The organism is Brevundimonas nasdae (genome assembly GCF_019395145.1).
In the GTDB taxonomy this organism is placed as follows: Bacteria; Pseudomonadota; Alphaproteobacteria; order Caulobacterales; family Caulobacteraceae; genus Brevundimonas; species Brevundimonas nasdae.
Map to the genome: position 1 here is coordinate 1,673,373 of NZ_CP080034.1, position 24,744 is coordinate 1,698,116.

The following is a 24,744-nucleotide window of genomic DNA, read 5'->3' on the forward strand; positions in this document are numbered from 1 at the left end:
GCAGACCCTAGCACAGGAAACCTCCGGAACGCGACTTCGAGCGACAAGACTTGACCCGGCGCCGTTCGGGGGGTCAGCAAGGGAGATGGAATTCAATCAGATCGCGGCTCTGGTCGTCCTGGTCGCCGTGGTCGGCGTGCTGATCCATGGCAAGGTCCGGTCGGACGTCGCGGCGCTTGCGGCGGCGGCGGCGCTGCTTCTGATGGGGGTGATCCGGCCGGTTGAGGTCCAGGGCGCCTTCGCCAGCCCTGCGGTCATCGCCCTCGCGTGCCTGTTCGTCATCGCCTACGCCATCGAGCTGTCGGGCCTGCTGGGTCTCTTGATCCGACAGGCGACCGCCTTGTGTGCGCGGCTGGGCGCGACGGGACTCTGGCTTGTCATCGTCCTCTGTGGGGGCGCTTCGGCCTTTCTCAACAATACCCCGATCGTCGTTCTGGCGGCGCCCGTTGTGAAAGATGTCGCGACCTCGCTGAACCTGTCGCCGAAGCGGTTCCTGATCCCGCTCAGCTACATCACCATCATGGGCGGCGCCTGCACCCTGATCGGGACCTCGACCAATTTGCTGGTCAACGACATGGCGCGGAACGCAGGCCAGCCAGTCTTCGGCATGTTCGAAATCACGCCCGTGGCGCTGATCATCGCGGCGGTGGGCGGCCTCTACCTGTTCCTGATCGGCGGCCGACTGCTTGCCGGTCAGAAGGACGAAGAGACTTCGGTTCACGGCCCCCACGAGCAGACTGGCGACGGACTGATGGGCGACGTCGAACTGTTCGCGGTCGATCGCGCTTTCGACCTGCGCCGGGCCTCGCTCTCTCTGTTGGTGTTCGTCGGCGTCATCGCCGCCGCCGCTCTGGGTATCGCGCCGATCGCGGCCTCGGCTTTCGCGGGGGCGGTCATCCTGATCCTGCTGCGCGTGATCAGTCCGGAGGAGGCCTATGCGGGGTTGCGCCCTGAGGTGCTTCTTCTGATCGCCGGCATGGTTGTGGTGGGCCTCTCGATCGAGGTGACCGGACTGGCCGCCTCGGGCACGGCGCTGCTGATCGACTTCATCCGCCCGTTCGGGCCGCTGGTGGCGCTGGCGATCCTGTACGGCGTGACCCTGTTCGCGACCGAACTTCTGTCGAACGCCGCCGTCGCGGTCCTGATCACTCCTGTCGCGGTCGCACTGGCCGAAAGCCTCGGCGTCGACCCCAGACCGTTCCTGATTGGCGTGATGATGGCCGCATCCGCCGCCTTCGCGACCCCGTTCGGCTATCAGACCAATGTGCTTGTCTTCCAGGTTGGCAAATACAAATACATGGATTTCGTCCGCGTCGGCGTGCCTCTGAACTTCGTGACCTGGGTCGCTGGGGTCATCGCCATTCCGATCTTCTTCCCTTTCTGACAGCTCCCTTCACGAAGCGCACCCAAGCCCCACTGGCGGTTCGGCGTCCGTTACGATTCCGCGTTCGGGATGTTCAAAAGCAACCCGCACGCCTTGCAATGAACGGCATCGGGTTCATGGCGGGCCAGACCGCATCGAGGGCAATCGAAGCGCACCTTATGAGGTCGGAAGATCGCCTGGGCGAGGCGCACGAACAGCGTGATGCCCGTGATCATCGTCACGATGGAGATGATCATCCCCCAGTCTCCTGGCAGGACAATGTCGCCGAAGCCCGTGGTCGTCAGGGTCGCCACGGTGAAATAGAGAGCGGCCAGATAGCTGTCGACCCCGACGCCCATGCCGGCGAAGCTGGTGTAGACGAAGCCTGTGACGATGAAGATGAAGGTGAGGAGGGTCGCCGCAGCGCGCGCCGCCTCCTCGATCCGGGTGTTGTTGAAGCGACGCCCGAAGGTCTGCCAGAAAAAATCGCTGTGGAAGAGCGTCCAGAGCCGCAGCACCCTCAGGAAGGCCAGGCTGAACAGCCACTGGGGGGCGAGAAGCGTCAGCAGGACGAAGAAATCGACCCAGACGATAGGACGCCGGATCCACGAGCGGAAAGAGCCCCAGGCGAGACAGCGCGCCGCCAGATCAACGGCGAGAAGCAGCGCGACGAGGTAGTCGACGGTCAGGAAGAAGGCCGTGGCGCGGATGGTCGGGGTGGCGATGAAGAAGGCGATCAGGGCCAGATCGACGACGATAACGGCGAACCGGAAGCGTACCGCATGGGCGGATTGTCCATGATAGAGTTCGCGCAGATGAGCGCGAAACCGCTTCATCCCGGCACTCATGGTCGCGCCGCTCTCGCCGGCCAAAGGGCCGTCGGGGCCGCTCTCACGCTTTTGATCATGCATCACCGTAAGGATGCGGGCCGACGCCGTCAAAGAACGGCGCCACGACGAAGCGGTCGATAGACGATGACTGACTAGAGTGCGCCCCAGATGAGCAAGCCGCCCATCGTCCACGAAACCGGAGCGATGACCCGCACCGCAGTGCGAGGCAGGCGGCCCGCCCACCACGTCGAATAGGCGCCATGCCAACGCCGCGGGAGAATAAGCAGAGCCACGGCGGACGTGATCAGGAAGGCTCCGATCACGATGAAGATCGTGGGGTGGCGGGACCCATCGGCTGCGACGATCATTGCGACGCCGATCAGGCCCCGTGCCGTCATCTCGCCGAGATGAAGGGATTGCGAACCACCCATGCGCCCCAAGGCCGCCAGCGCACTGCCAGGCGCTAGAAGCATGATAAATCCCAGGCCGATCAGCCAGCAGCCGGCGGCTATGACGATCCCCACGGCCATCTGATCACCCATCCCTGCGGCTCTTCCCGATTCGCCCTGCGCGTCTTGCCTACACCTTACACACCCGGCTTACCCGGGCTTCTGGAACCGCGCCCGCCAGAGAATCGGTCATGTATCCGGCCCCGGCATCGATGATTATTACGCTTTTCCCAAACCGTTTATCAATAGAATTTCAAGTATTCAGTCAGGTGCCCCCCACTCACTCTCGTATCGATCTCGATGACCGCTCACGCACATGAGTTGGCGCGTGACCATTTCGTGACTGCGCTCGGAGCACCTCCCAGACGCCCTATGCGTTATAGATTTGAGACGTCGCTCAACGCGAAACTCACCCACACATATAAATATTGGAATGAAGGATATTCTCTATGTCTGAGCAATCCGTCTTGACCCCCGCAATCGATGACATCGACCATCCCTTGGTGCCTGCGCGGCGCGTGAACGGCGCCGACGTCTATAACCAGGCCGGGGAGAAGATCGGCACGATCGAGGACGTCGCAATCGACAAGCGCAGCGGCAAGGTCGCCTACGCGATCCTGAGCTTCGGCGGCTTTCTGGGCCTCGGAGGCAAGCACCAGCCCCTCCCCTGGTCGGTCCTGTCCTACGACACCAAGGTCGGCGGCTATGTCGTCGACATCACGCAGGAGTTCTTGCAGCTCGCTCCCAAGCTGGACGTCTCAGAACTCAGCGGTTGGGACGACAGCGCAGAGCGGGAAGCCTTCCACAACTACTACAGCGCCAGAGGCGCCCAGCCCTACTGGTGACGTGAGGTCTTCGACCCGAAGCCAACTTGGCGTCCACGCCCATCAACGGCCCCGCTCGTTCCAAAGCGCGCGGTGTCCCACTTCGCGAAAGAGGAAACCAATGACCCATGCAACAAAGCCCTTCATCGTCGCGCTCGCCGCCGGAACTCTTGCTGTCGGTGCGTTCGTGCAAGACGCGCAGTCCCAATCCGCGGCCGGGCCGTTGCAAACGCCCTTGGTCTCTGAGGCGCCCGCGCCGTCGGAGTTCACCGATGCTGAGCTTATGGCCTACGATGGCGCAATCACACGCCTGCGGGTTCTCAGCGAAGCGTTGAACGGCGCACAGCCGACGGCGGAACAACAGGGTGAAATGGCGACCGTGGTGCAGCAGTCCGGGCTGGCCGTCGAGCGGTACAACGCCATTGCTCGCGCCTCGGCGGACAACCCCGCCATCCGGGCGCGCATCCGTGTCTTGAAGGCGCCGATGCCCGCCGCTGACTCTGTCGCCGCCAATGTGACCGAGGACGAGCTGCGCCGATACGTCGTGGCCGTTGACCAGATCCGCGACATCACCGGCGACGTCGAAAATGGCCGCGCCAGTCCCGAAGAGGCCGCCGCGCTGGCGCGCGCCGTCCAGGGGTCAGGCCTGTCGACGGAACGCTACAACGCCATCGCGACCGCGGTGTTCGAAAGCGACTGGCTGAGAGCGAGGGCGAACGTGATCCGCGCGAAACAGACCGGCGAGAACCCGGCCTGACCGCCGCACGGCGGCAACAACCCAGGCCGAACGCGCCGGTCAGCGGCGTCTTCAGGTCCCCGACGCCTGCTCTTCCGGCAGGTCAATCGAGGGCTGGTGCGTGAAGCCGCGCAGCCCCCCGACCGCCTGGGCGTCTCGACTGATCTCGACATCGCTCTCGGCATAGGCGACCAGCAGACGGGCGACGTCGACCAGTGCGCTCTCATGGATCCGCTCATAGCCGTGGCTCGCGTCGATGCCGAAGGTGACCAGCGCCGTTCGAATGTCGGCGCCCGACTCCAGCGCCGAGGCTGAGTCCGAGCGGTAGTAGCGAAAGACGTCCTTCTGGTGCGGAATGTCGTGGTCGCGGGCCAGCTGGACCAGCTTGCGCGACAGGTGCCAGTCGAACGGGCCGGTCTGATCGGCCATGGCGATAGTGACGCCGAACTCCGAAGAATTCTGACCCGGAGCGGTCGTGCCGTTGTCCACCGTAACCATGGCGGCGACGTCCGGGATCAGGACGGAGGACGCGCCCAGCCCGACCTCCTCGGCGATCGTGAACAGCCACCAAGTGTCAACGGTGGGCGTGCGTTGCTCCCGGATCATACACTCCAGCGCGGCCAGTAAGGCGGCGACTCCGGCCTTGTCGTCGAGATGGCGCGAGACGATGAAGCCGGTGTCTATGAACTCAGGCTGGGGGTCGATGGCGACGATGTCGCCGACGTCCACGCCCAGTGCCAGGGTGGCGTCCCGGTCATGGGTCACGGCGTCGATGCGCAGCTCGACCTGTCGCCAGCTCACCGGCTGGGTGTCGACCTCCTCGTTGAAGGTGTGGCCCGATGCCTTCAGCGGCAGAATGGTGCCGCGAAAGGCCCCGCCCTCGGAAAAGATCGTCGCCCGGGCCCCCTCGGCGAAGCGTGAGGACCAGTGGCCGATGGCGACCAGCTCCAGCCGCCCGTTGTCCTTCACCAGTTTGACCTGGGCCCCCAGTGTATCGACATGGGCGACAACGGCGCGCGCGGGTTTCGGGTCCCGTCCCGGCAAGCGCGCGCGGACCGCGCCCCTCCGGGTCAGTTCATAGTCCAACCCGAGCCGATCCAGCTCCCGACACAGCAGCCAGACCGCCTCGTCCGTATAGCCGGTCGGGCTGGGCGTGTTCAGTAGATCGGCCAGACGGGCCTTCAGGTAGTCGAGATCGATCGAGGGGCGGGCCAAGGGGCCTCCTTCAGGCTTCGGGGGTCGGGAAAGTCCGCGCGGCGGCCGGGGCGGACAGCGGAAACAGGAGGTCGACGAAACGCTCGGCGGTCGGCCGCGGTTCGTGGTTGGCCAGACCGGGTCGCTCGTTCGCCTCGATGAAGGCGTAGTGGGGCTCGCCCGGCGACCGGACCATGAAATCGATCCCCGTCACCGGGATGTCGATGGCACGGGCAGCGGCGATCGCGGCCCGGATCAGGTCCGGGTGAACCTCCTCCGTCACGTCGTGGATGGTGCCGCCCAGATGCAGGTTGGCCGCCTTGCGCACCAGGACCTCGAGGCCCTGCGGAGCGACGTCGTCCAGGCCATAGCCGGCCTCGGCGAGCGTTCGCTCGGTTTCATCGTCAATGGGGATGGTGGACTCGCCGCCCGTCGCGGACGCGCGACGCCGGCTCTGGTGTTCGATCAGGGCGCGCACGGTGGAGCGGCCGTCGCCGATCACGCGCGGCGGACGTCGCAGGGCGCAGGCGACGACCTTGTAGTCGATCACCACCAGACGCAGATCCTCGCCCTGGACCTGTTCCTCGATCAGCACTTCGGCACAGATGCGGCGGGCGCGGGTCAGGGCCGTTTGCACCGCCTCGATCGTCGTCAGGCCCACGGCGACGCCCTGGCCTTGCTCGCCCCGCGCTGGTTTGACGACCAGGCTGCCGTATCTCTCTAGCGCGGCGTCGATGGCGGACGGATCATCAGGGTCGATCCGATCGGGAACCCGAACGCCGGCCGCCTCGACGATGCGCCGCGTCATCCGCTTGTCGTCGCAGATGCTCAGGGCGACCGCCGAGGTCAGCTCCGAGAGGCTCTCGCGGCAGCGCACGGACCGCCCACCCCAGTTCAGACGGAACAGCCCGCCTTCGGCGTCGATTATCTCGGTGTGGATGCCGCGCCGCCGCGCCTCGTTGACGATGATCCGGGCATAGGGGTTGAGCGCATGATCGTCGGTCGGGCCGACGAACAGGGCTTCGTTGATCGGGTTCTTCCGCTTGACCCCGAAGAAGGACACCCGGCGGAAGCCCAGCTTCTCGTACAGCGCGATGGCCTGGTCGTTGTCGTGCATGACCGACAGGTCCATGTGCGCCAACCCTTGCGTCTTGAAATGCTCGGCCAGACGCCGGACCAGGGCCTCGCCGACGCCCGGCTGGGTCGCCTGGGGATCGACCGCCAGACACCAGAGCGACGATCCGCATTCGGGATCCTCGAACGCCCGCACGTGATTGACCCCGGTCACCGTGCCGATCACGTCCCCGGTCGCCGTGTCCTCGGCGACGAAATAGGTGATCGTGCGATCATCGCGCCGCGCCCAGAAGAAGTCGGGCGGAACCGGCACCATCCGGCGCCTCGCGTAGATGTCGTTGACCGCCAGCGCGTCCGCTTCCGACGTTAGCCGCCGAACTGTGAAGCCCCTCGGCTGGCGACGGCTGGCGCGATAGGTGGCCAAGTCCAACCGATAGGTGTGCGACGGGTCAAGAAACAATTCCTGAGGCGCCGCAGCCAGCAGGACGTGCGGATTGCGGACGTACATCGCGATGTCGCGCCGGTCAGGTCCCTCGGCGCTGAGGGCTTCGACAAGAGGCTCTGCCGTCTCGAAGGTCTGGGCGAACAGCAGTCGGCCCCAGCCGCAGTCCAGCACCGCGTCGCGGGTCGGTCCGTCGCCGGAATGCACCGGCGGTTTCAGGCCTTCGTGACGCAGGCGCTTGAGCCGGTGCGCCTTGGATCGTTCGGGGCGGAGATCAGACGCCATGGGTCTGCATCCACATCTCAAGGACCGCAACCTGCCACAGCTCCGAGCCGCGCAGGGGCGTGATGTGTTCGGTCGGATCGGCGAACAGGGTGTCCAGATAGCCTTTGTCGAACAGGCCGCGATCGCGCGCCGCCTTATCGGTCAGGGCTTCGCGCACCATCTCCAGATACGGGCCCTGGATGTATTTCAGCGCCGGAACAGGGAAGTATCCCTTCTTGCGGTCGATGACCTCGGACGGGATCACCAGACGCGCCGCCTCCTTCAGCACGCCCTTGCCGCCCTGGGCCAGCTTGTGCTCGGGCGGAATCCGCCCCGCCAGCTCGACCAGTTCGTGGTCGAGGAAGGGCACCCGCGCCTCCAGCCCCCAGGCCATGGTCATGTTGTCGACCCGCTTCACCGGGTCGTCGACCAGCATCACCTGACTGTCCAGGCGCAGGGCCTGATCGACCGGCGTCGCCGCCCGCCCTTGCGCGAAATGAGCCTCGACCAGGGCGCGGCTGACGTCGGTGTCTGCCATATAGGCGCCGTTAAGCTGGGTCTTCAGCGTCGCATGGCTCCGGTCGAAGAAGGCCTTGGCGTAGGTCTCCACCGGATCGCTCGCCCCCAGCATCGGCGGGTACCAGTGATAACCGGCGAACACCTCGTCGGCGCCCTGGCCTGACTGCACCACCTTGATGTGTTTCGAGACTTCCTGGCTCAGAAGGTAGAAACCGACGTTGTCGTAGGAGACCATCGGCTCCGACATCGCGCCGATGGTGCCCGGCAGGGCCTCCATCAGCCGCTGGTGCGGCACGAAGATCTGATGGTGCTTCGTTCCATAGTGTTTGGCGATCAGGTCGGAATAGACGAACTCGTCGCCCTTCTCGCCATTGGCTTCCTCGAACCCGACGGAGAAGGTCATCAGGTCGCTCTGGCCCAGCTCGGACAGAAGCCCGACGATCAGGCTGGAATCCACCCCGCCCGAAAGCAGCACGCCGACCGGCACGTCGGCGACCATGCGGCGCTTCACCGCCTCGCGCAGACTGTCCAGCACCCGGTCGCGCCAGTCCTCTGCGGTCAGGGACGCGTCCTCGGCGTGGCGGGTCATGTCGGGCTGCCAGTAGAGCCGGTCCTTGGCGGCGCCGTCCGACTCGATCACGCGAATGGTCGCCGGCGGAAACTTCTTCACACCCTTCAGGATGGTATGCGGCGGCGGCACCACGGCATGGAAGGTCATGTAGTGGTGCAGGCCCACCGGATCGATCGTCTTGTCGATATCGCCCGCCGCCAGAAGAGCCGGCAGGGTCGAGGCGAAACGCAGCCGTTTGCCCTGTTCGGCCAGATACAGCGGCTTGATGCCGAACCGGTCGCGCGCGATCACGGTGCGGCCGGTGTCGCGCTCATGCAGGACGAAGGCGAACATGCCTTTGAACCGCTCGACGCAGGCCTCGCCCCAGGCCTTCCAGGCCTTGATGATCACCTCGGTGTCCCCCTCCGAAAAGAAGCGGAACCCCATCCCCTGCAGCTCTGCGCGCAGTTCAGGATAGTTGTAGATGCAGCCGTTGAAAGCCAGGGTCACGCCCAGGTCGGCGTCTACCATCGGCTGTTGCGCCTTCTCCGAGAGGTCGATGATCCTGAGGCGTCGATGGCCCAAGCCGACCGGGCCTCGCATTACGATGCCGGACCCGTCAGGTCCTCGAGGCGAGAGCGCATCCGTCATGCGTTGAACGGCCCCGGCATCCGCCGGCCGTCCGTCGAAGTTGATCTCGCCGCTCAGACCACACATGGGTCCTCCTTGAATTGTGGAAGCAGCGTGTACAAATGGTTAGTGTACGAAAGAGTTCAACCCGATGACGGACATTTCTCCTGAACCGATGCCGGATCCGACCGCCTCCCTGGTGCGGTCAGTCCGTAGGATCGCGCAGGCAATCGATGTGCGATCCCGCGAAATCGCGCGGCTGACAGGCCTGACCCTGCCCCAGCTGGTGGTGCTGCAATCGATCCGCGCCCAAGGTGAAGTCAGCACCAGCGCGATCTCTCGCGACGTCTCGATGTCGCCGCCCACGGTGGTCGCGGTGCTGGACCGGCTGGAGACGCATGGCATGGTCGTTCGCTACCGCTCAACGACGGACCGTCGGATCGTTCATGCCCGGTTGACGGATCAGGCACGTGCAGCGCTGGCCACTTCCCCGGGCCTGCTCCGCGCCGATGCGCTTGTGCGCTGGTCCGCCCTGCCCCTGGACCAGAAGCAAGCCCTGGCGGACGCCATGGAGTTGTTATCGACTCTCATGGCGACAGGCCCGTCCCCAGAAAACCCCTCAGCCGTTCAAGACTGAATTTCTGGACGCAGACCTGGTCTGTGTCAGAGGTGAGTCAGGAGCAGTCCACCCCGACAGCTACGTGCGAAGACCGAGACATACCGTCAGAAATACCGTCTAACCGATCTGCATGCCCCGCTGAGAAAGCGACGCTCTTGCTCGAAGACTTAATGATAATCAGCATCTTGGGGCCAAGCTCAATGCTGATTGATAATCGAGACGAGAAGATTCAGTTACGATCTCAAGTTATTGAACCATAATAACTTTAAGGCGTGATGAGACCACTCCCTCACTCCCACTCGATTGTTCAACGGTTCAGAAGGTGCTGATTTATCAGCGCCTTTTCCTTGGCCATAGAAGCATACCGTCAGCATTTGCGTTATCAAAGTGAGGCTTATGAAAACAAAGACGAATTTGCTCGCGATAAAATTCGAGTGATGTCGCTGTCGATCGACAGACGCAGACAAAGGTGGGTTCTGCAAGCTGCAGCCATCGAGATCTCAAAGCCGCATCTTATACCAACCTATCCATACCGACACGCTGGAATTCGCCTTAAGCCGAGACCGTCATCTCAGTCATCGGGGATCGTCATCAATGCGCCAGTTGCCCACGTTGGCATATTGCCGAACAGCTACCGGGTCCCGCCTATGCCGTGGCCGACGCCCTGGCGAGCTACCGGATCGATCGCTGGCGCGTCCAGCTGAACGCCTACAACCTCTTCGACGAGAACTATGTGGACTCCGGCTCGCCGACGGGCACGCGCACGGTTCTGCTGGGCGAACCCTTCACGATGAAGCTTTCCGTCGGATTTGCGTTATAGGCGCCGCGACGCTGGCGAAGTGAGACCCAGGTGAGACAGAAGACCAGCCCGGCCGGGAACGGCGCCGATCTGCGCCAGAGCGTCTGGCGCTGGCATTTCATGGCCAGCCCTCGTTGAGGTCGGCGCACGAGGTGCGGCTCACCCGGGGGGTCTGTTTTATGCTGCGCAAGTCACTGCTGCTTTCGAGTTCGATATGGCTGGGCGCGGCCCTGCCGGGGCAGGCGCAGGAGCCGGCCGAACCCGCCCTCCTCGACGAGGTGGTCGTCACCGCCACGCGAACCGAACGCAATCTGCTCGAGGTTCCTGCCAGCGTGACGGTGCGCAAGATGGAACAGCTCTACAGCGAGGGCTTCCTGTCCAGCCCGGACGAGCTCCGCGGCGTTCCCGGAGTCTTCTTCCGCCGCGGCGAGGGCGACAACGACGAATTCCCCTCGGTCAGCATCCGCGGCGTCACTGGCAATCACGGTAACGACACCTTCCTCGCCCTCGTTGACGGCATCCCCTTCATCAGCGGCAATGAAGAGGTCTTGCTGAGCGAAGTGCCTTTCGCCGCGGTGGACCAGATCGAGTTCGTGCGAGGCCCGGTTTCGGCGCTCTATGGCCGCGGCGGCATCTCGGGCGCGGTGAACTATATCACCCGGACGCCGCGACGCGACGCGACTACCCTGGCGGTTTCCGCCGGCTCGGACGACTACTATCGCGCCGGTCTGACGGCGGAACGGGTGTTCGACGCCGGCAGCCTGCTGGCCGACGTCAGTCACGAAGAGTCGGAAGGCTGGCGCGAGTCCAACGCGCGGCGGATCTTCAACGTCTTCGTCAAGGGCGTGGCGGATCTGACGCCGGACACCACCCTGACCGCCTATGTGAACTACGGCGACCGACGTCATGAGGTCGGCAGCGTCATTCCGACTTTCGCCGACGGCACGCCCGTCGATATCCTGGGCGGGCGGGAAGGCGCGATCCAGTATGGCGCGCCCTTCAGTGTGACCGAGACCCTGATGGGCGCGGTAAGGCTTGATCATCGGCTCAACGACGACCTCAGTCTGCAGCTTACGGCCCATGCCCGACGCGCCGACAGCAACAACCTCCTGAACTTCTATGACGCCTGGCTGTTCGATCCGGCCAACGACATCTTCGGGGTCAACGGGTTCGAGGCTACGACCCGGTCAGACACCGCCTTCCTGGAAGCGACGGCGAACTGGACGACCGGCCGTCACGACATCGTCGGCGGCGTGAACATCGAACGCGTCGATCTGGTCGGCCAGAGCATCTGGTCCGGTCAGAACGGTTTCACTTTCGCCTGCGGCTTCAACTTCTTCGCCATCAATCTCAACTATCAGACCGGCGAGGTGGTGAACGCCGGCGCGCCCTGTTTCGTGCGCCAGCTCGAGGACGACACCGACACCACCAACCATTTCTGGTCCGCCTTCCTCCAGGACGAGATTCGCCTGACCGACCGGCTGACCCTGACCCTCGGTGGACGCTACGACAGTTTCGAACGGGAGACCCTGTTCAAGCCGACCTTCGCCGGCGACGTCGCGCGCACCCTGAACGACGACGAGAGCGCCTTCTCCCCCAAGGCCTCGCTCAGCTACGATTTCAGCGGCGGGATGATCTACGCCGCCTATGGTCGCGGCTTCAGTTCCAACTTCGGCCCCACCTTCCAGTGGGACGCGAACCAGTATGAGCGCGACAGCCGGCCGACCACGCTGGACAGCTATGAGGTCGGCATCAAGGGCCGCCCCCTGGAGCGCCGACTCACCTACACCCTGACGGGCTTCTATCTGGAACAGAAGAACCGGCTGTTCATCATCGACAACGACGATCCGGCGGGGCCGCCCAACCTTGCGACGACCGGCCAACTCTATACCTCCCGGGGCATTGAGGCGACAGCGGATCTCAGGCTCGACGAGGCCACCTCCCTGCGCGGCAGCTACACCCTCACCCAACCGGAATGGCAAGAATATGAGGTCGGCGGCCTGGTCCTCACGGGCCTGACGCCTACGGGCGTGCCGGAGCACATGGGCTTCGTTGAGCTGGGGCATCGGGTGAACGACCGGGTCGAACTCAAGGCCTCCTGGGAGATGTACGGCGACTATTTCGTCACCCGCGACAATGGCGTGAAGGCCGGGGGGTACGCTCTGCTGAACGCCTCGGCGCGAATCGACCTTTCGCCGTCCCGGGGCCTCTCGCTCGACCTGGCCGCGACCAATCTCCTCGACGAGGCGTACGACTATCTGTTCGGCGGTCAGAGCGCGGCCACCCATCTGACGCCGGGGGTTCTCCGCCAACTGCGCGCCACCCTGCGGGCGCGCTTCTGATGAGCAGAGCGATCGACCGTCGCCGGATGCTGGCCGCCTCCGGCATCGGCGGCCTGGCGCTCGCCCTCGGCGCCTGCGATCCCCGGGCGGCGGAGCCAGGATCGGGACCCGCGGCCGGCGCGGGCGAACAGATCCCCCTGCGTCACGCGCGCTACCTCAAGCTGGAGCGCCACGACGGCTTCATCGTCGCCCGATTGCGCGCCCCGGTCGCCGACCAGAGCGGCGGTCAGGCGCAGGAACAGGCGTTCGTCCTCGTCCTCGCACCGAAAGACGGCCCCGCCCCTGTGCTGACGGGCGAACTGCGGCAGGCGACCGTGATCCGCACGCCGGTGCAGCGGATCGCGGCCAACGCCAGCCCCGATGAAGCTTTTCTGGCCCAGTTGGGGGTCAAGGACCGGCTGGTCGCCGTGGGCGGTCTGACCTCCTACGACGACGAGATCCGCGCTCGCGTGGTGGCGGGCGAGATCGGTCAGATCGGCTACAACTGGCACGCCCCGCCCAACCTCGACGTTCTGGTGGCAGCCGATCCCGATGTCTTCCTGATGCGGCTTTCGGACCTGTCGCACACTCCCGCGCTCGATCGCGCACAGGCGTTGGGCGTCACCGTGGCCCCGACGTTCGCCGAGGACGAGCCGACCTATATGGGCCGGGCGGAGTGGATCCGTCTGCACGGGATCCTGACCGGTCGCGAGGCCGAAGCTGAACGGCTGTTCGGCGAGATCGAGGCGCGGGTCGCGGCCCTCAAGGCCATGGTCGCCGACCGGCCCCGGACGCCGGTCCTGTGGGCCTATCCAAACGGCGGCGACCGATGGATCGCCACGGTGCGCGGCAGCGAACACGCCTATCTGCAGGATGCCGGCGGCGAGAACCTGCTCGCGCGGCAGGAAGACCCGGCCCGCTATTCCTCCGAAACGATTTCCACCGAGACCCTGCTCCCACTCGCCGACCGGGCCGACGTCTGGATCGTCGGCGACATTCACGCCGTGCCCCCGCGAAACCCCGCGATCGCCGGCAGCTTCCGCGCATGGCGCGAGGGACGGCTTTTCGGCAACACCGGGCGTATCAATCCGCGGACCAACGCCTGGGCGCGTTCAACGCAACAGCCCGAGCCGCCGCCCCCGGGGGCGGCGCCTTTGGCCCAGCCAAGGCGGCGCTGCTGGCCCGGCATGTGCGGGACGCCTGTGACGGACTCGACGGCGTCGCGGACGGCATTGTCGCCAACCGCGCCGCCTGCACGGCGGAGCGGACAAGGCTGGAGTCCCTGCGCTGCGTGGACGGCGTCGATGCCGGCGACACCTGTCTCTCGGACGCCCAACTCGCCGTCGTCAACGCCTGGACCGCCGACCACGCCTTCCAGGGATCGAACGCCACCTATTCAAGCAAGGGGTATGCCTTGTCCGGCAATGAGGACGACCCGTCCGGCTTCGGCCTTTGGGCCACCGGAAACGGCGATGTCCGCCAGAGCGGCTACTTCGTCATGCAGGACAGCACGGTGCAGTACTATCTCGCGAAAGATCCGAAGGCCGATTCGCTCGGCTACACGCCCTGGGACCGCAACCCGCAAGCCCTGGACGCGATGGCGGCGCTCAACGATGCCACGGACCCGGACATCGGCGCCTTCATCGCGCACGGCGGCAAGCTCATCGTCTGGCAGGGTGGGTCGGACGCCGCGCTCAGCGTCGACTCGACGATCGACTACATGATGCAGATGGCGCGGGCCGTGGGCCCGGAGCGTGCGGCGGCAGCGACCCGTTTCTACGTAGCGCCCGGCGTGAACCATTGCGGCGGAGGCGTCGGCCCCGACCAGACCGACCTCCTCGTCGCCCTGGATCGTTGGGTCATGGAAAACGCGGCGCCGGCCACCTTGTTGGCGGAAAAGTTCGACGCCGAGGGCGCGCCGGTCCAGTCCCTGCCGCTCTGCCAATACCCGCTGTATCCACAGTACGCCGGACCGCCGAACGATGCGGCTGCGTCCAAAAAGGCGGCTAACTTCATTTGCGTGGCGCCGCAATCAGATGGGTCATAGCGCCAGCCGAACGCGTTCCGCTTCGTCGATCCCTGTCGACCCTGATCTCATTCCATTGCCGGCCCCGACCATGAAGTCGCAGCCTGCGTCGATCTCCGCCCCCGCGCATTGCGTCCTAACACAAAGGAGTCACCCATGATCAGAACCCTCGCCCTGTCCGCCGCTCTGTCCTTCTCATCTCTCGCCGTCGGTCCCGCCCTCGCCCAGTCGTCCGTCACGCAACCGTCCTCCGGCCAGACCGCGACCGCCGCCTTCGCCCTCCCGGCCCTACCCTATGCCGCAGAAGCGCTTGAACCGGCGATCGATGCGGAGACCATGCGTGTTCACCACGGCCGGCATCACAAGACTTATGTCGACAACCTCAACGCTGCGGTAGCGGCTGACCCAGCGCTCGCCGGCGTCTCCATCGAAGACCTTCTGGGCCGCGTCTCCACCCTGCCCACGGCCATCCGCAACAACGGTGGCGGCCACTGGAACCATAGCCTGTTCTGGACTCTGCTCGCGCCCGTCGGTCAGGGCGGCGAACCTTCCGCCGAGCTGACGGCGGCCATCACCCGCGATTTCGGCTCGATGGACGCTTTCAAAACCGCCTTCAACCAAGCCGCCACGACCCGCTTCGGCTCCGGCTGGGCCTGGTTGATCGTCAAGGACGGCAAGCTGCAGATCACCTCGACAGCCAACCAGGACAATCCCTTGATGGACCTTGCCGAGGTCCGTGGCGCGCCTGTACTCGCCGTCGACGTCTGGGAACACGCCTACTATCTGAAGTACCAGAACAAGCGCGCTGACTACCTCACCGCCTGGTGGACCGTCGTGAACTGGAACACGGTCAACCGTCTCTACGCCGAAGCGCAGTAGCGCCTTTCCATCACCCCGCGCCGTCGTCTGACGGCGCGGCGCCGCTCCGGGGATCTTGATGACCGACGACTATCGCCTCACAGCTGAAACGCCCTCCCCCGCCGACTATCTGAGACTGCGCGTCGAGGCGGGTCTTTCACCGAAAACGACCGAGGGCGCGGCGGCCGGCCTGCCCAATACCGTCTATGCTGTGGTGATCAGACGGAATGGCGAGGCTGTCGGGATGGGCCGGATTATTGGTGATGGCGGCCTCTTCTTCCAGGTGGTCGATATCGCGGTCCAGCCCGCACACCAGGGCCGGGGACTGGGCAAAGCCATCGTCGCCGCCCTGGTCGATCACTTACGAGCAACCGCCCCCAAGGGGGCCTATGTCAGCCTGATGGCGGATGGAGAGGCGCATCGACTCTACGCCCAGTTTGGCTTCGCGCTTACCGCACCTCGCTCGGTTGCGATGGCGTTCGTGATCTAGGTCGCTGGAAGACGCGCCTCCACACGAAGCCCCCCATCTGCTGACCGGAGAAACTGCACCTGTCCCCCATGAGCCTTCACAGTGGCGAGGACGATGGAAAGGCCCAGACCGCTCCCTCCGGTAGGGGCATTCGACGCGCGGAAAAAGCGCCGTCCCAAACGATGCAGATCCGAGAAGGCCACGCCCGGTCCGTCGTCCTCGACGATCAAGCGTCCGGAAGTCGGGTCGTAGCTGATCAGGATTGAAGACTCTGCGTGCGCCTGTGCGTTGGCAAGGAGATTGGCGGCCGCTGCCCCGAAGCGATCCGGATCCACATTCAGCAGGGCGTCACCTTCGACGATCGACACCCGGGAATCGCCTTCCGCTCCCGCAAACAGTGATCGGAGCGTCACCCAGCGGCGATCTTCGTCGCTAACCGGCATCTCGTCCTCGCGCGCCAGGGCGAGAAGCCCCGTGACGAGGCGGGCGGTGCGATCGACAGAGGTCTGAATCTGCTCCAGCGCGCGGCTTCGAACGGCAGGATCCGAAGACGACGCCGCAATCTGCGCCTGGACACGCAGCCCTGCCAGAGGCGTGCGCAACTCGTGCGCGGCGGCGGCCGTGAACTCGGCCTCGCGACGCCGCGCTGCGCCAAGGCGTGACATCAGGTCGTTCAGCGCCAGGGCGAAGGGACGGAGTTCGCGGGCGTCCGGCGATACGTCCAACGCCGTCAGATCTTCCGCATCCCGTACCGCAAGGCTGCGGGTCATTTGTCGAATAGGGGCCAGCCCCCGCCCAACCGACCACCAGATCAGCACGCCCAGCGCCAGCAGGCCGAGGACCGCCGGACCGATCAAGGCGGTGACGACATTGCCGACCAGGTGTTCGCGAACGGCCAGATTGTCCCCGACCATGACCCGGAAACCGGCGTCACGATCATGCACCGTATAGACACGCCAGCGCTCGCCCCGGATCGTGCGCTCAGAAAATCCGTCGCCCCCTTCCGACAACCGCTCGGCAGGCGCGCTTTGGGAACGGCCGATCAGATCGCCTTCCAGCGACCAGATCTGGCAGGAGAGCTGACGGTCGTAGACATCGGCGGCCCCGGTGTCCGGAGCCTGGATCGCCGGGCGCACGCTGCCGGCCTGCATCAAGGACGAAACCATGCGGGCCGACTCCATCAGGCGCCGGTCCAGCACCCGTTGCACTTCGGCTCGGGTTTGGATTTCAACCCAGACGACCGCGCCGCCCCAGACCAGGGCGGTCACGAGCGCGAGAGTGACGAACAGACGCAAGCGGATCGAGCTCATTGCAGGGTGTATCCCACGCCGCGGACGGTGCGGATGAAGCCGGCTCCCAACTTGGCCCGCAGATAGTGGATGTGCACTTCCACGGCGTTGGAGCCGATCTCCTCCTGCCAGCCGTACAGGCGTTCTTCCAGCTGACTGCGCGAGAGGACCTGTGCGGGCCGTTCCATCAGGGCCTCCAGGATAGCGAACTCACGTCTCGAAAGGGGCAGGTCCCCCTCTTCACGCCAAGCCAGACGCGACTTGGGATCGATGGTCACCCCGCCGTGGCGCAAGGCGGGGGTCGAACGTCCGAGCAGGCGACGCCGCACCGCGCGCAATCGCGCGGCCAGCTCGTCGAGATCGAACGGTTTGCCGACATAATCGTCCGCGCCGGCGTCCAGACCCACTATGCGGTCCCGACTGTCATCGCGCGCCGACAAGACCACCACGCCGACATCCATGTCGCGCTCTCGAACGAAACGCAGCACCGAAAGGCCGTCGCCGTCAGGAAGACCCAGGTCCAGCACGACCGCATCGAACGCCGAGCTTTCCAGCGCCGCGAGGGCGTCCTCGACCCGCCCGACGACCTCGACCGTCCAGCCACAGGCGCTGAGCCCGACCTGGAGGCCGTCAGCGAGAACGGGATCGTCTTCTATGGCGAGCAATCTCATGCGTTGTGACGTGCAAGCTCCGGCTTAAGCCTGACTTAAGCTCGCTTGCCCACGAGATGGCCATGAGGTTTTTCCGCCGACTGCTGCCCGCCGCTCTCGCTCTTCTGTCCTTCGCCCTACCGGGTTCGGCCTTGGGTCAGGCTCCGCTTTCGCCTGACAAGGCCTTCGCCCTGACGGTGACGCGTGAGGCTGACGGCGACCTGGCCTTCGCCTGGGACATTGCGCCTGGCCATTATCTCTATCGTGACCACACCGTCGCCAGCACGCCGGGCGGGAAGGAGTCTCTGCCGCTGGAACTGGCCGCCGGCGAAACCAAGGACGATCCGGGCTTCGGCGTCGTCGACGTCTGGCATGACGCGGGTCGCGCGATCCTGTCGGCGCAGACGTTGACGCAGGCCGGCGAGCCGACGTCGGTCAACATCACCTATCAGGGCTGCCTCGAAGACTCGATCTGCTACCCGCCGATGACGCGCACCATCGACGTGCCGACCCGGCCGCAGTCCGACGTGGCCGCGCGGGAGGCCGATGCGCAGACCGCACAGGCCGCGGCCATGCTGGCGATCCAGGCGCCGGGCGCTGCACCCGCGCCCGAGAACGACGAGGGAGCGGCGGCGCCTTCGCCGGTCGCGTCATCGCCGGCGGTCACTCTGGACGCCAACCCGGGCTTCGTCGATCGCCTGGCGCTGCAGGGCGGGGCGACCTGGGTCCTGCTCTCCTTCTTCGGCTTTGGCGTGCTGCTGGCCTTCACGCCCTGCGTCTTTCCCATGTATCCGATCCTGGCCGGCGTCATCGGACGCGGCGTGGACGGGCGCGGTACGCGCCGAGGCCTGATGCTCTCGGTCGCCTATGTGCTCGGCCTTTCCATCGCCTTCGCCCTCCTGGGCGTCGCGGCCGCCTGGTCCGGACAGAACCTGCAGATGGCGCTCCAGTCGGTTTGGGCCGTGGGCGCTCTGGCTGTCGTCTTCGTCATCCTCGCCGCCTCCATGTTCGGCGGCTTCGAGTTGCAACTGCCCTCGACCTGGACCAGCCGCCTCTCCCGCGACGGCGGCGATGGCCGGCGGTCCCTGCCCTCAGCCGCAGGTCTGGGCTTCGTCTCCGCCCTTATCGTGGGGCCTTGCGTCACCGCGCCCCTGGCGGGCGCCCTGCTCTACATCGCCCAGACCGGCGACGTTGGGCTGGGCGCGGCGGCCCTGTTCTTCCTGGGCCTGGGCAAGGGGGTGCCCTTGATCGTGTTCGGCACGGTCGGCGCGCGCTTCCTGCCCAAGGCCGGGCCGTGGATGGACCGGGTGAAGATGCTGTTCGGCTTCATCTTCCTGGGCATGGCCTGGTGGCTGGCCAGCCGCATCCTGCCGCCGAACGCGACGCTGGCTCTCGGCGCGGCGCTGGCGCTCGGTCTGGCGGCGGCCCTCGGCCTGTTCCAGCCGCTGAGCCCGAACCTGAGAAACGGCGTCGCCCGCGTCGCCGGCCTGGCGGCCGCGACCTGGGGCCTGTTGCTGCTCGTCGGCCTCAGTCTCGGGGCGGACGACCCTTGGCGTCCGCTTGAGCCCCTAGCGCGTCCCGCCGGAGCCGCAGCCGCCGCGCCGGTCGAAACCGCGGCGGTCGTGCTGGATCAGACGGCGCTGGACCGCGCCGTCGCCGATGCCGGCGCGCGCAAACGTCCCGCCCTGGTCTATTTCACCGCTGACTGGTGCGTCAGCTGCAAGGTGATCGAGCGGACGGTGTTCGAGGACCCCGCCGTCATCGCCAGCCTTTCGAACACCGACCTCATCAAGGTCGACGTCACGCGCAGCACGCCCGAGGCGCGCGCGCTTCTTGAGCGGCACGGGGTGGTCGGACCGCCGACGATGATCTTCCTTTCGCCCTCGGCGACCGAAGCGCCGGGCAGCCGACTGATCGGAGAGATGTCGGCCCAAGACGTCGCATCCGCCCTGCAGAGCGCCGGAGCCGCCGCATGAACGCCATCACCCTGGGCCCGCTCGTCCTGTCGGGAGAGCGGTTCGCCATCATCGCCGGCGTGTTCGTCTTCATGATCGGCGCCGGACTGCTGGCCAGCCGGGTCAGCCCGCGCTTCAATCTGTGGAGCACGGTTCTGGTCTTCGGCGGTCTGGCCACCGCCCGCCTCGGTCACGTGGCGACGCACTGGGAGTATTTCGGGGCCGACCCGTGGCGAGCGCTCGCGATCTGGCAGGGCGGGTTCAGCTGGATCTGGGTCGCGCCGGTCATGATCCTGGCCACGATCCTGCTGCTGCGCACGACGCGCGAACGCGCCTGGGCCATTGCGCCTGTGCTGGCCAGCGCCCTGGTTTGGACTACCGCCCATCAGTTGGCCTCGGCGACGCAGCCCATGGCGCCGCCCGCCCTGACGCTGGCCGCGATGGACGCCCCGCCCATCAACCTCTCCGCTCCGGGCGACCGGCCCACGGTGATCAATCTCTGGGCCACCTGGTGCCCGCCCTGCCGGCGCGAGATGCCGGCTTTGGCCCAGGCCGAAAAAGCCCATCCGAATGTGCGCTTCCTCTTCGTCAACCAGGGCGAGGGCGAAGCCGGCGTTCGGGCCTTTCTGCAGAGCCAGGGGCTGGCCCTCGACCATGTGCTGTTCGACGAGGCCATGGCGGTGCCCCGCCACTACGGCACGGCCGGCATTCCGGTGACCCTGTTCCTCCACGCCGACGGCCGTCTGGCCAAGGCCCACATGGGGGAAATCGCCCCCGAACAGATCGCGACCGAAATCGCGCGTCTGCACTGACCCCTCGCCTCACGGAGCTTCCATGAACCGCACCTTCGCCCCTGCCCTCGCCGCCGTCCTGGCGCTCGCCGCCTGCGGCCCCGCCGACGCCGACAACGGCGCGGCGCCCGCCAGCCCTTCCGCCGCCTCCGGACAAGACATGCCGCCCATCGCCCAGGTCGGCTTCAACGATCTGCTGCGCGACCCGGCAGCGCCCTTCATCGGCGCCGAAAACGCCGATGTGACCATCATCGGCTTCGTCGATTACAACTGCCCCTACTGCAAGAAGATGCAGCCGGAGATCGACGGCCTGCTGAAGGCGGACCCCAAGGTGCGCGTCCTGTACAAGGACTGGCCGATCTTCGGCGACGTCTCGGAGACCGCCGCCCGGACCGCCCTCGCCGCCAGTTACCAAGGCAAGTACGAGGCCGTCCATAACGCCTTCATGCTGTCGCCGTCGCGCATCGGCGACCAGGCGGACATCACGCGTCTGGTCCAGTCGGCCGGCGTGGACATGGCGCGCCTGAATCAGGACCTGGCCGATCACCGCGCAGACATCGACGCGGTGCTCGACCGAAACGGCCGAGAAGCGGCGGCCCTGGCCCTGCAGGGCACGCCCGCCTTTATCATCAACGGCAATCTGATCCCCGGCGGCATGCCCCAGGCGCAACTCGAAGCGGTGATCGGTCGTATCCGCTCCGGACAACCGCTGCGCTGAGACCGGCCATGACCACCTTGACCCTGCTCCAGCTGAACGACCTGCACGGCTATCTCGAGCCGCATCCCGAACTGGTGCGCACCGAAGGCGGCTGGCGGTTCGAACGGCTGGGCGGGGTCGCCCGCATCGCGCGCCTCTTCGAAGAGGCGCGCGCCGAAGGTCCATGCCTGACCCTGGACAACGGCGACACCTTCCATGGCACGCGGGTCGCCGTCGCCAGCCGGGGCGAGGCCTTGGTCCCGATCATGAACGCCCTGAAGATCGACGCCATGACGGCGCACTGGGAGTTCGCCTATGGCCCCGCGGGGTTCAAGGCGTTGGCGGCGCGACTGGATTATCCCGTCCTGGCCGCCAATGTCTTTCGCAAGGATGACGGCGCGCCGGTGTTCGACGGGCGATGGGTGTTCGAGCGCGGCGGTCTGAGGATCGGCGTGATGGGCCTGGCCTGCCCCATCGTCGACAAGACCATGCCCCCCGCCTTCTCCGAAGGCGTGCGGTTTGAAATGGGTGTGGCCGAAGCCCGCGAGCAACTGCACCAGCTCCGCGAGGAGAAGGTCGATCTGGTCGTCCTGCTGTCGCACCTCGGCTTTCCGCAGGATCTGAAGTTGGCCGCGGAAACACCGGGCATCGACGTGATCCTGAGCGGCCATACCCATAACCGCCTGCACGAGCCGGCCCGCGTCGGCGACACCCTGATCATCCAGTCCGGCTGCCACGGCGCCTATATCGGCCGGCTGGACCTCGAGATTGCAGAGGGCCGCGTGTCCCTGCGCCGCCATCGGCTCATAGCCGTGGACGCTGGCCCCCAAGACGATCAAGTCGCCGGCTTGGTGGAGACGGCCCTGGCGCCCGAGCGGGAGCGTCTGGCGCGCGTCGTCGGCCGCACGGCCATTCCCCTTCACCGCTACGCCATGGCGAGCGCGCCGATGGACGACGTCCTGCTGGCGGCGGCGGCGCAGGCAGCGGGCGTGGACATCGCCTTCTCGAACGGCTGGCGGTATGGCGCGCCCGTCGCGCCGGGTCCGGTCACTCTGGGCGACCTCTACAATATCGCGCCGATGAACCCGCCCATCTCGCGCACGACGCTGACCGGAGCCGAGTTGAAGGCGATGCTGGAAGAGAATCTTGAGCGCACCTTCGCCGCCGACCCGTATGAGCAGATGGGCGGCTACATCAAACGCTGCCGGGGCCTCACGGCCTTTGTGAAGCTGGAGAATCCCAAGGGGCAGCGCCTTGATCGCCTGCTGGTCGGGGACCGACCTTTCGAGCCGGAGGCGGACTATCCGGTGGCCTTCGTCACCGCCCAGGGCGTGCCCGAACATTACGGGCGGGACCGCCGGACGCTCGACATCGACACTGTGGGCGCGCTTGAATCCTGGTTCGCCGACCATACGCCCGGCGAGACCGATCTGCCCGCCAGCGTCCTCATCATATGAAGGAACACCTTATGGACTCCGTCGCCGCCCGCGACTTCTGGAATAGCCGCTATGACCGCCAGGACTATCTGTTCGGCAAGACGCCCAACGCCTTCCTGGCCGCTCAGATCGCGCGGCTCCAGCCCGGCATGACCGCTCTGGCGGTCGCCGACGGCGAGGGACGAAACGGCGTTTGGCTCGCCGAACAGGGCCTGACCGTCACGACCACGGACATCGCCCCGCGCGCGATCGAGAAGGCCCTCGCCCTGGCCGAGCGACGCAGGGTCACACTGGACGCCCAGGTGGCGGACCTCGAGACCTGGGCCTGGCCGCAGGATGCGTTCGACGTCGTGGTCGCCGTCTTCATTCAGTTCGCCCCGCCTCCCCTGCGCGACCGACTTTTCGAGCGTATGAAGGCGGCCGTGAAGCCTGGCGGCCTGTTCCTGCTGCAGGGCTATCGGCCGGAACAGATCGCCTATGGAACGGGCGGTCCGGGCCAGGTCGAGAACCTCTACACCGAGGCGCTGCTCCGCGACGCCTTCGCCGACTTCGACATCCTGCATCTGAAAAGCCACGACAGCGACGTCTCCGAAGGCGCCGGCCACAGCGGCCGGTCCGCCCTGATCGATCTCGTCGCCCGCCGTCCCTGACCCCCAGCGCCCGCACACCGGAACCGGCCATGAAAACCCTCCTCCTCGCCCTGTCCCTGGCCGCCTCCCTGGCGGCCTCCCCGAGCTTCGCTCAAGCTGTTTCAGGCTTCGGCGGCTTCAAGCCCCTGCCCGAGGCCGGCGAACAGCCGGATCCGTCGCGCGTCTATCGGGTCATCTTCGACGTGTCCCAGGGCGGTCCGGACGACAGGCCGCTGAAGGGACTGGATCGCGTTGCGCGGCTGGCGAATATGCTGGCGGCGGGCGGCGTGGACGCCGACCATCGTCAGATCGTCGTTGTGCTACACGGCGCCGCCACCCCTGCGGTCCTCTCCGACGCCGCCTGGGCCGCGCGCGGCAAGGGCGACGCCAACCCCAACAGCGCCCTGATCCGCAGCCTCATCGCCGCCGGCGTCCAGGTTCGGCTGTGCGGCCAGGCCATGGCCGGGAACGGCATCGCGCAAGCCGACCTCGAACCGGGCGTGAGCGTTGATCTCGCCGCCCTGATGACGGTCATCCACCTTCAACAGGCCGGATATGCCCTGGTTGTGAACTGACGTCTCGGCATAGGCGGAACCTTCACTGGCCATAAGAACTATTAGTTTGGGTAAGTGTGTATGTAAGTGTTCAATGGGGCGTCTGAAGGAGACATCGACATGACCGGACTGCCCCGCCTCAACGAACCCGCCCCCGACTTTCACGCCCGCACCACGCACGGGGATCGCAGCCTGGCCGATTACCGCGGCAATTGGCTGATCCTCTTCTCCCACCCGTCGGACTTCACCCCGGTATGCACGACCGAGTTCATCGGCTTCGCCAAGCACGCGGATGAGTTCGCCGCTATGAACTGCGAGCTCCTGGGGCTCTCGATCGACAGCATCTTCTCGCACCTGGCCTGGACCCGGAACATCAAGGAGAAGTTCGGCGTCGAAATCCCCTTCCCCATCATCGAGGATCTGAAGATGGAGGTGGCCCAGGCCTACGGGATGATCCACCCCGGGGCGGCCGACACCTCGGCTGTCCGCGCCACCTTCCTGATCGATCCGGAAGGCAAGCTGCGCGCCATGGTCTACTATCCCATGAGCAATGGCCGCAGCATCGAAGAGTTCGTTCGGCTGCTCACCGCGCTCCAGGCGTCCGACGCCAACGGGGTCGCGACGCCTGAGAACTGGCGCCCTGGCCAACCGGCTATCGTCCCTCCGCCCAAGACCGCCGAGGCGGCCGAGGCTCGCGCTTCCGAGGGTTACGTCTACACCGACTGGTATTTCTCGACGCGCGACCTCCCCGACGCCCCGAAAGCCGCCTGATCGGA

The 24,744-nt window shown here is 66.1% G+C and carries 23 protein-coding genes and 1 pseudogene; 17 read left to right on the forward strand and 7 right to left on the reverse strand.

What is annotated here, in order from left to right; all coding sequences use genetic code 11:
* The first annotated feature begins 85 nt into the window (after nucleotides 1-85).
* Nucleotides 86-1,384 (forward strand): SLC13 family permease, encoded by a 1,299-nt coding sequence (locus tag KWG56_RS08135; protein WP_219354404.1) that lies wholly within the window; start codon nucleotides 86-88, stop codon nucleotides 1,382-1,384.
* Between the two features lie 50 nt (nucleotides 1,385-1,434).
* Here KWG56_RS08135 and KWG56_RS08140 read toward each other — a convergent pair whose 3' ends face one another.
* Together KWG56_RS08140 and KWG56_RS08145 are read right to left on the reverse strand one after the other, a co-directional pair.
* Nucleotides 1,435-2,439, reverse strand: a complete 1,005-nt coding sequence (locus KWG56_RS08140; protein ID WP_342393754.1) for a potassium channel family protein — start codon at nucleotides 2,437-2,439, stop codon at nucleotides 1,435-1,437.
* On the reverse strand, nucleotides 2,346-2,735 hold the full coding sequence (locus KWG56_RS08145; protein WP_219354405.1) for a hypothetical protein: 390 nt from the start codon (nucleotides 2,733-2,735) through the stop codon (nucleotides 2,346-2,348). Before KWG56_RS08145 ends, KWG56_RS08140 begins: the two co-directional genes overlap by 94 nt.
* Before the next feature lie 356 nt (nucleotides 2,736-3,091).
* On the opposite strand from KWG56_RS08145, the gene KWG56_RS08150 reads away from it, so the two are divergent.
* Nucleotides 3,092-3,487, forward strand: coding sequence for a PRC-barrel domain-containing protein (locus KWG56_RS08150; RefSeq protein WP_219354406.1), 396 nt, complete (start codon nucleotides 3,092-3,094; stop codon nucleotides 3,485-3,487).
* A gap of 100 nt (nucleotides 3,488-3,587) precedes the next feature.
* Nucleotides 3,588-4,223, forward strand: coding sequence for a DUF4168 domain-containing protein (locus KWG56_RS08155; RefSeq protein ID WP_219354407.1), 636 nt, complete (start codon nucleotides 3,588-3,590; stop codon nucleotides 4,221-4,223).
* 51 nt (nucleotides 4,224-4,274) lie between these two features.
* Here KWG56_RS08155 and KWG56_RS08160 read toward each other — a convergent pair whose 3' ends face one another.
* From KWG56_RS08160 to KWG56_RS08170, 3 genes are read right to left on the reverse strand one after another with little or no spacing between them, the layout of a single operon-like run.
* Complete coding sequence (locus tag KWG56_RS08160) at nucleotides 4,275-5,417, reverse strand: osmoprotectant NAGGN system M42 family peptidase (protein ID WP_219354408.1); 1,143 nt, start codon at nucleotides 5,415-5,417, stop codon at nucleotides 4,275-4,277.
* 10 nt (nucleotides 5,418-5,427) lie between these two features.
* Nucleotides 5,428-7,197 (reverse strand): N-acetylglutaminylglutamine synthetase, encoded by a 1,770-nt coding sequence (ngg, locus tag KWG56_RS08165; protein WP_219354409.1) that lies wholly within the window; start codon nucleotides 7,195-7,197, stop codon nucleotides 5,428-5,430.
* Nucleotides 7,187-8,962, reverse strand: coding sequence for an N-acetylglutaminylglutamine amidotransferase (locus KWG56_RS08170; protein ID WP_219354410.1), 1,776 nt, complete (start codon nucleotides 8,960-8,962; stop codon nucleotides 7,187-7,189). Before KWG56_RS08170 ends, ngg begins: the two co-directional genes overlap by 11 nt.
* Before the next feature lie 64 nt (nucleotides 8,963-9,026).
* Here KWG56_RS08170 and KWG56_RS08175 point away from each other — a divergent pair, with 64 nt between their 5' ends.
* The 7 genes and pseudogenes from KWG56_RS08175 (at nucleotide 9,027) to KWG56_RS08205 (ending at nucleotide 15,988) form a co-directional block, all read left to right on the forward strand.
* Nucleotides 9,027-9,512 (forward strand): MarR family winged helix-turn-helix transcriptional regulator, encoded by a 486-nt coding sequence (locus KWG56_RS08175; RefSeq protein ID WP_219354411.1) that lies wholly within the window; start codon nucleotides 9,027-9,029, stop codon nucleotides 9,510-9,512.
* Between the two features lie 634 nt (nucleotides 9,513-10,146).
* Entirely contained in the window at nucleotides 10,147-10,314 is a 168-nt protein-coding gene (locus KWG56_RS08180; protein WP_219354412.1) for a TonB-dependent receptor, read from the forward strand.
* Nucleotides 10,315-10,472: 158 nt separating this feature from the next.
* Complete coding sequence (locus tag KWG56_RS08185; RefSeq protein WP_219354413.1) at nucleotides 10,473-12,635, forward strand: TonB-dependent receptor; 2,163 nt, start codon at nucleotides 10,473-10,475, stop codon at nucleotides 12,633-12,635.
* A gap of 26 nt (nucleotides 12,636-12,661) precedes the next feature.
* Nucleotides 12,662-13,546, forward strand: a pseudogene (locus KWG56_RS19055) (ABC transporter substrate-binding protein); the annotation flags it as partial.
* 113 nt (nucleotides 13,547-13,659) lie between these two features.
* The gene (locus tag KWG56_RS08195) at nucleotides 13,660-14,661 is read left to right on the forward strand and encodes a tannase/feruloyl esterase family alpha/beta hydrolase (protein ID WP_219354414.1); all 1,002 of its coding nucleotides are present in this window, start codon (nucleotides 13,660-13,662) and stop codon (nucleotides 14,659-14,661) included.
* A 135-nt stretch (nucleotides 14,662-14,796) separates the two neighbouring features.
* Complete coding sequence (locus KWG56_RS08200) at nucleotides 14,797-15,519, forward strand: superoxide dismutase (protein ID WP_219354415.1); 723 nt, start codon at nucleotides 14,797-14,799, stop codon at nucleotides 15,517-15,519.
* A gap of 58 nt (nucleotides 15,520-15,577) precedes the next feature.
* Nucleotides 15,578-15,988 (forward strand): GNAT family N-acetyltransferase, encoded by a 411-nt coding sequence (locus KWG56_RS08205; RefSeq protein WP_219354416.1) that lies wholly within the window; start codon nucleotides 15,578-15,580, stop codon nucleotides 15,986-15,988.
* Here the strand turns inward: KWG56_RS08205 and KWG56_RS08210 are convergent.
* Both KWG56_RS08210 and KWG56_RS08215 read right to left on the reverse strand, forming a co-directional pair.
* Nucleotides 15,985-17,277 carry an ATP-binding protein gene (locus KWG56_RS08210; protein ID WP_219354417.1) on the reverse strand — a complete coding sequence of 431 codons (1,293 nt, stop codon included), beginning with the start codon at nucleotides 17,275-17,277 and terminating at the stop codon, nucleotides 15,985-15,987. The genes KWG56_RS08205 and KWG56_RS08210 overlap by 4 nt on opposite strands.
* Entirely contained in the window at nucleotides 17,274-17,927 is a 654-nt protein-coding gene (locus KWG56_RS08215) for a response regulator (protein ID WP_008264155.1), read from the reverse strand. The genes KWG56_RS08210 and KWG56_RS08215 overlap by 4 nt, the downstream gene beginning before the upstream one ends.
* A gap of 62 nt (nucleotides 17,928-17,989) precedes the next feature.
* Between KWG56_RS08215 and dsbD the strand changes: the two genes are divergently transcribed.
* The 7 genes from dsbD to KWG56_RS08250 all read left to right on the forward strand — a co-directional run bounded on the left by dsbD (nucleotide 17,990) and on the right by KWG56_RS08250 (nucleotide 24,739).
* Nucleotides 17,990-19,882, forward strand: a complete 1,893-nt coding sequence (dsbD, locus tag KWG56_RS08220; RefSeq protein WP_244999702.1) for a protein-disulfide reductase DsbD — start codon at nucleotides 17,990-17,992, stop codon at nucleotides 19,880-19,882.
* Nucleotides 19,879-20,673 carry a TlpA disulfide reductase family protein gene (locus tag KWG56_RS08225; RefSeq protein WP_008260699.1) on the forward strand — a complete coding sequence of 265 codons (795 nt, stop codon included), beginning with the start codon at nucleotides 19,879-19,881 and terminating at the stop codon, nucleotides 20,671-20,673. The genes dsbD and KWG56_RS08225 overlap by 4 nt, the downstream gene beginning before the upstream one ends.
* A gap of 22 nt (nucleotides 20,674-20,695) precedes the next feature.
* On the forward strand, nucleotides 20,696-21,370 hold the full coding sequence (locus KWG56_RS08230) for a DsbA family protein (protein ID WP_008258895.1): 675 nt from the start codon (nucleotides 20,696-20,698) through the stop codon (nucleotides 21,368-21,370).
* Nucleotides 21,371-21,378: 8 nt separating this feature from the next.
* Nucleotides 21,379-22,806, forward strand: coding sequence for a bifunctional metallophosphatase/5'-nucleotidase (locus tag KWG56_RS08235; protein ID WP_219354419.1), 1,428 nt, complete (start codon nucleotides 21,379-21,381; stop codon nucleotides 22,804-22,806).
* An 11-nt stretch (nucleotides 22,807-22,817) separates the two neighbouring features.
* Nucleotides 22,818-23,435: a class I SAM-dependent methyltransferase gene (locus tag KWG56_RS08240; protein WP_244999703.1), complete on the forward strand. Its 618-nt coding sequence runs from the start codon at nucleotides 22,818-22,820 to the stop codon at nucleotides 23,433-23,435.
* Between the two features lie 29 nt (nucleotides 23,436-23,464).
* Entirely contained in the window at nucleotides 23,465-23,989 is a 525-nt protein-coding gene (locus KWG56_RS08245) for a DsrE family protein (RefSeq protein WP_219354421.1), read from the forward strand.
* 99 nt (nucleotides 23,990-24,088) lie between these two features.
* The gene (locus tag KWG56_RS08250; RefSeq protein WP_219354422.1) at nucleotides 24,089-24,739 is read left to right on the forward strand and encodes a peroxiredoxin; all 651 of its coding nucleotides are present in this window, start codon (nucleotides 24,089-24,091) and stop codon (nucleotides 24,737-24,739) included.
* Nucleotides 24,740-24,744 lie beyond the last annotated feature (5 nt).

Coding starts and splice junctions, on each gene's coding strand:
- KWG56_RS08135 (WP_219354404.1), top strand. CDS start 86: ATGGAATTCAATCAGATCGCGGCTCTGGTCGTCCTGGTCGCCGTGGTC.
- KWG56_RS08200 (WP_219354415.1), top strand. CDS start 14,797: ATGATCAGAACCCTCGCCCTGTCCGCCGCTCTGTCCTTCTCATCTCTC.
- KWG56_RS08205 (WP_219354416.1), top strand. CDS start 15,578: ATGACCGACGACTATCGCCTCACAGCTGAAACGCCCTCCCCCGCCGAC.
- KWG56_RS08145 (WP_219354405.1), bottom strand. CDS start 2,735: ATGGGTGATCAGATGGCCGTGGGGATCGTCATAGCCGCCGGCTGCTGG.
- KWG56_RS08245 (WP_219354421.1), top strand. CDS start 23,465: ATGAAAACCCTCCTCCTCGCCCTGTCCCTGGCCGCCTCCCTGGCGGCC.
- KWG56_RS08150 (WP_219354406.1), top strand. CDS start 3,092: ATGTCTGAGCAATCCGTCTTGACCCCCGCAATCGATGACATCGACCAT.
- KWG56_RS08170 (WP_219354410.1), bottom strand. CDS start 8,962: ATGTGTGGTCTGAGCGGCGAGATCAACTTCGACGGACGGCCGGCGGAT.
- KWG56_RS08185 (WP_219354413.1), top strand. CDS start 10,473: ATGCTGCGCAAGTCACTGCTGCTTTCGAGTTCGATATGGCTGGGCGCG.
- KWG56_RS08175 (WP_219354411.1), top strand. CDS start 9,027: ATGACGGACATTTCTCCTGAACCGATGCCGGATCCGACCGCCTCCCTG.
- KWG56_RS08235 (WP_219354419.1), top strand. CDS start 21,379: ATGACCACCTTGACCCTGCTCCAGCTGAACGACCTGCACGGCTATCTC.
- KWG56_RS08230 (WP_008258895.1), top strand. CDS start 20,696: ATGAACCGCACCTTCGCCCCTGCCCTCGCCGCCGTCCTGGCGCTCGCC.
- KWG56_RS08240 (WP_244999703.1), top strand. CDS start 22,818: ATGGACTCCGTCGCCGCCCGCGACTTCTGGAATAGCCGCTATGACCGC.
- KWG56_RS08155 (WP_219354407.1), top strand. CDS start 3,588: ATGACCCATGCAACAAAGCCCTTCATCGTCGCGCTCGCCGCCGGAACT.
- KWG56_RS08210 (WP_219354417.1), bottom strand. CDS start 17,277: ATGAGCTCGATCCGCTTGCGTCTGTTCGTCACTCTCGCGCTCGTGACC.
- dsbD (WP_244999702.1), top strand. CDS start 17,990: ATGAGGTTTTTCCGCCGACTGCTGCCCGCCGCTCTCGCTCTTCTGTCC.
- KWG56_RS08250 (WP_219354422.1), top strand. CDS start 24,089: ATGACCGGACTGCCCCGCCTCAACGAACCCGCCCCCGACTTTCACGCC.
- KWG56_RS08225 (WP_008260699.1), top strand. CDS start 19,879: ATGAACGCCATCACCCTGGGCCCGCTCGTCCTGTCGGGAGAGCGGTTC.
- KWG56_RS08215 (WP_008264155.1), bottom strand. CDS start 17,927: ATGAGATTGCTCGCCATAGAAGACGATCCCGTTCTCGCTGACGGCCTC.
- ngg (WP_219354409.1), bottom strand. CDS start 7,197: ATGGCGTCTGATCTCCGCCCCGAACGATCCAAGGCGCACCGGCTCAAG.
- KWG56_RS08195 (WP_219354414.1), top strand. CDS start 13,660: ATGGCGCGAGGGACGGCTTTTCGGCAACACCGGGCGTATCAATCCGCG.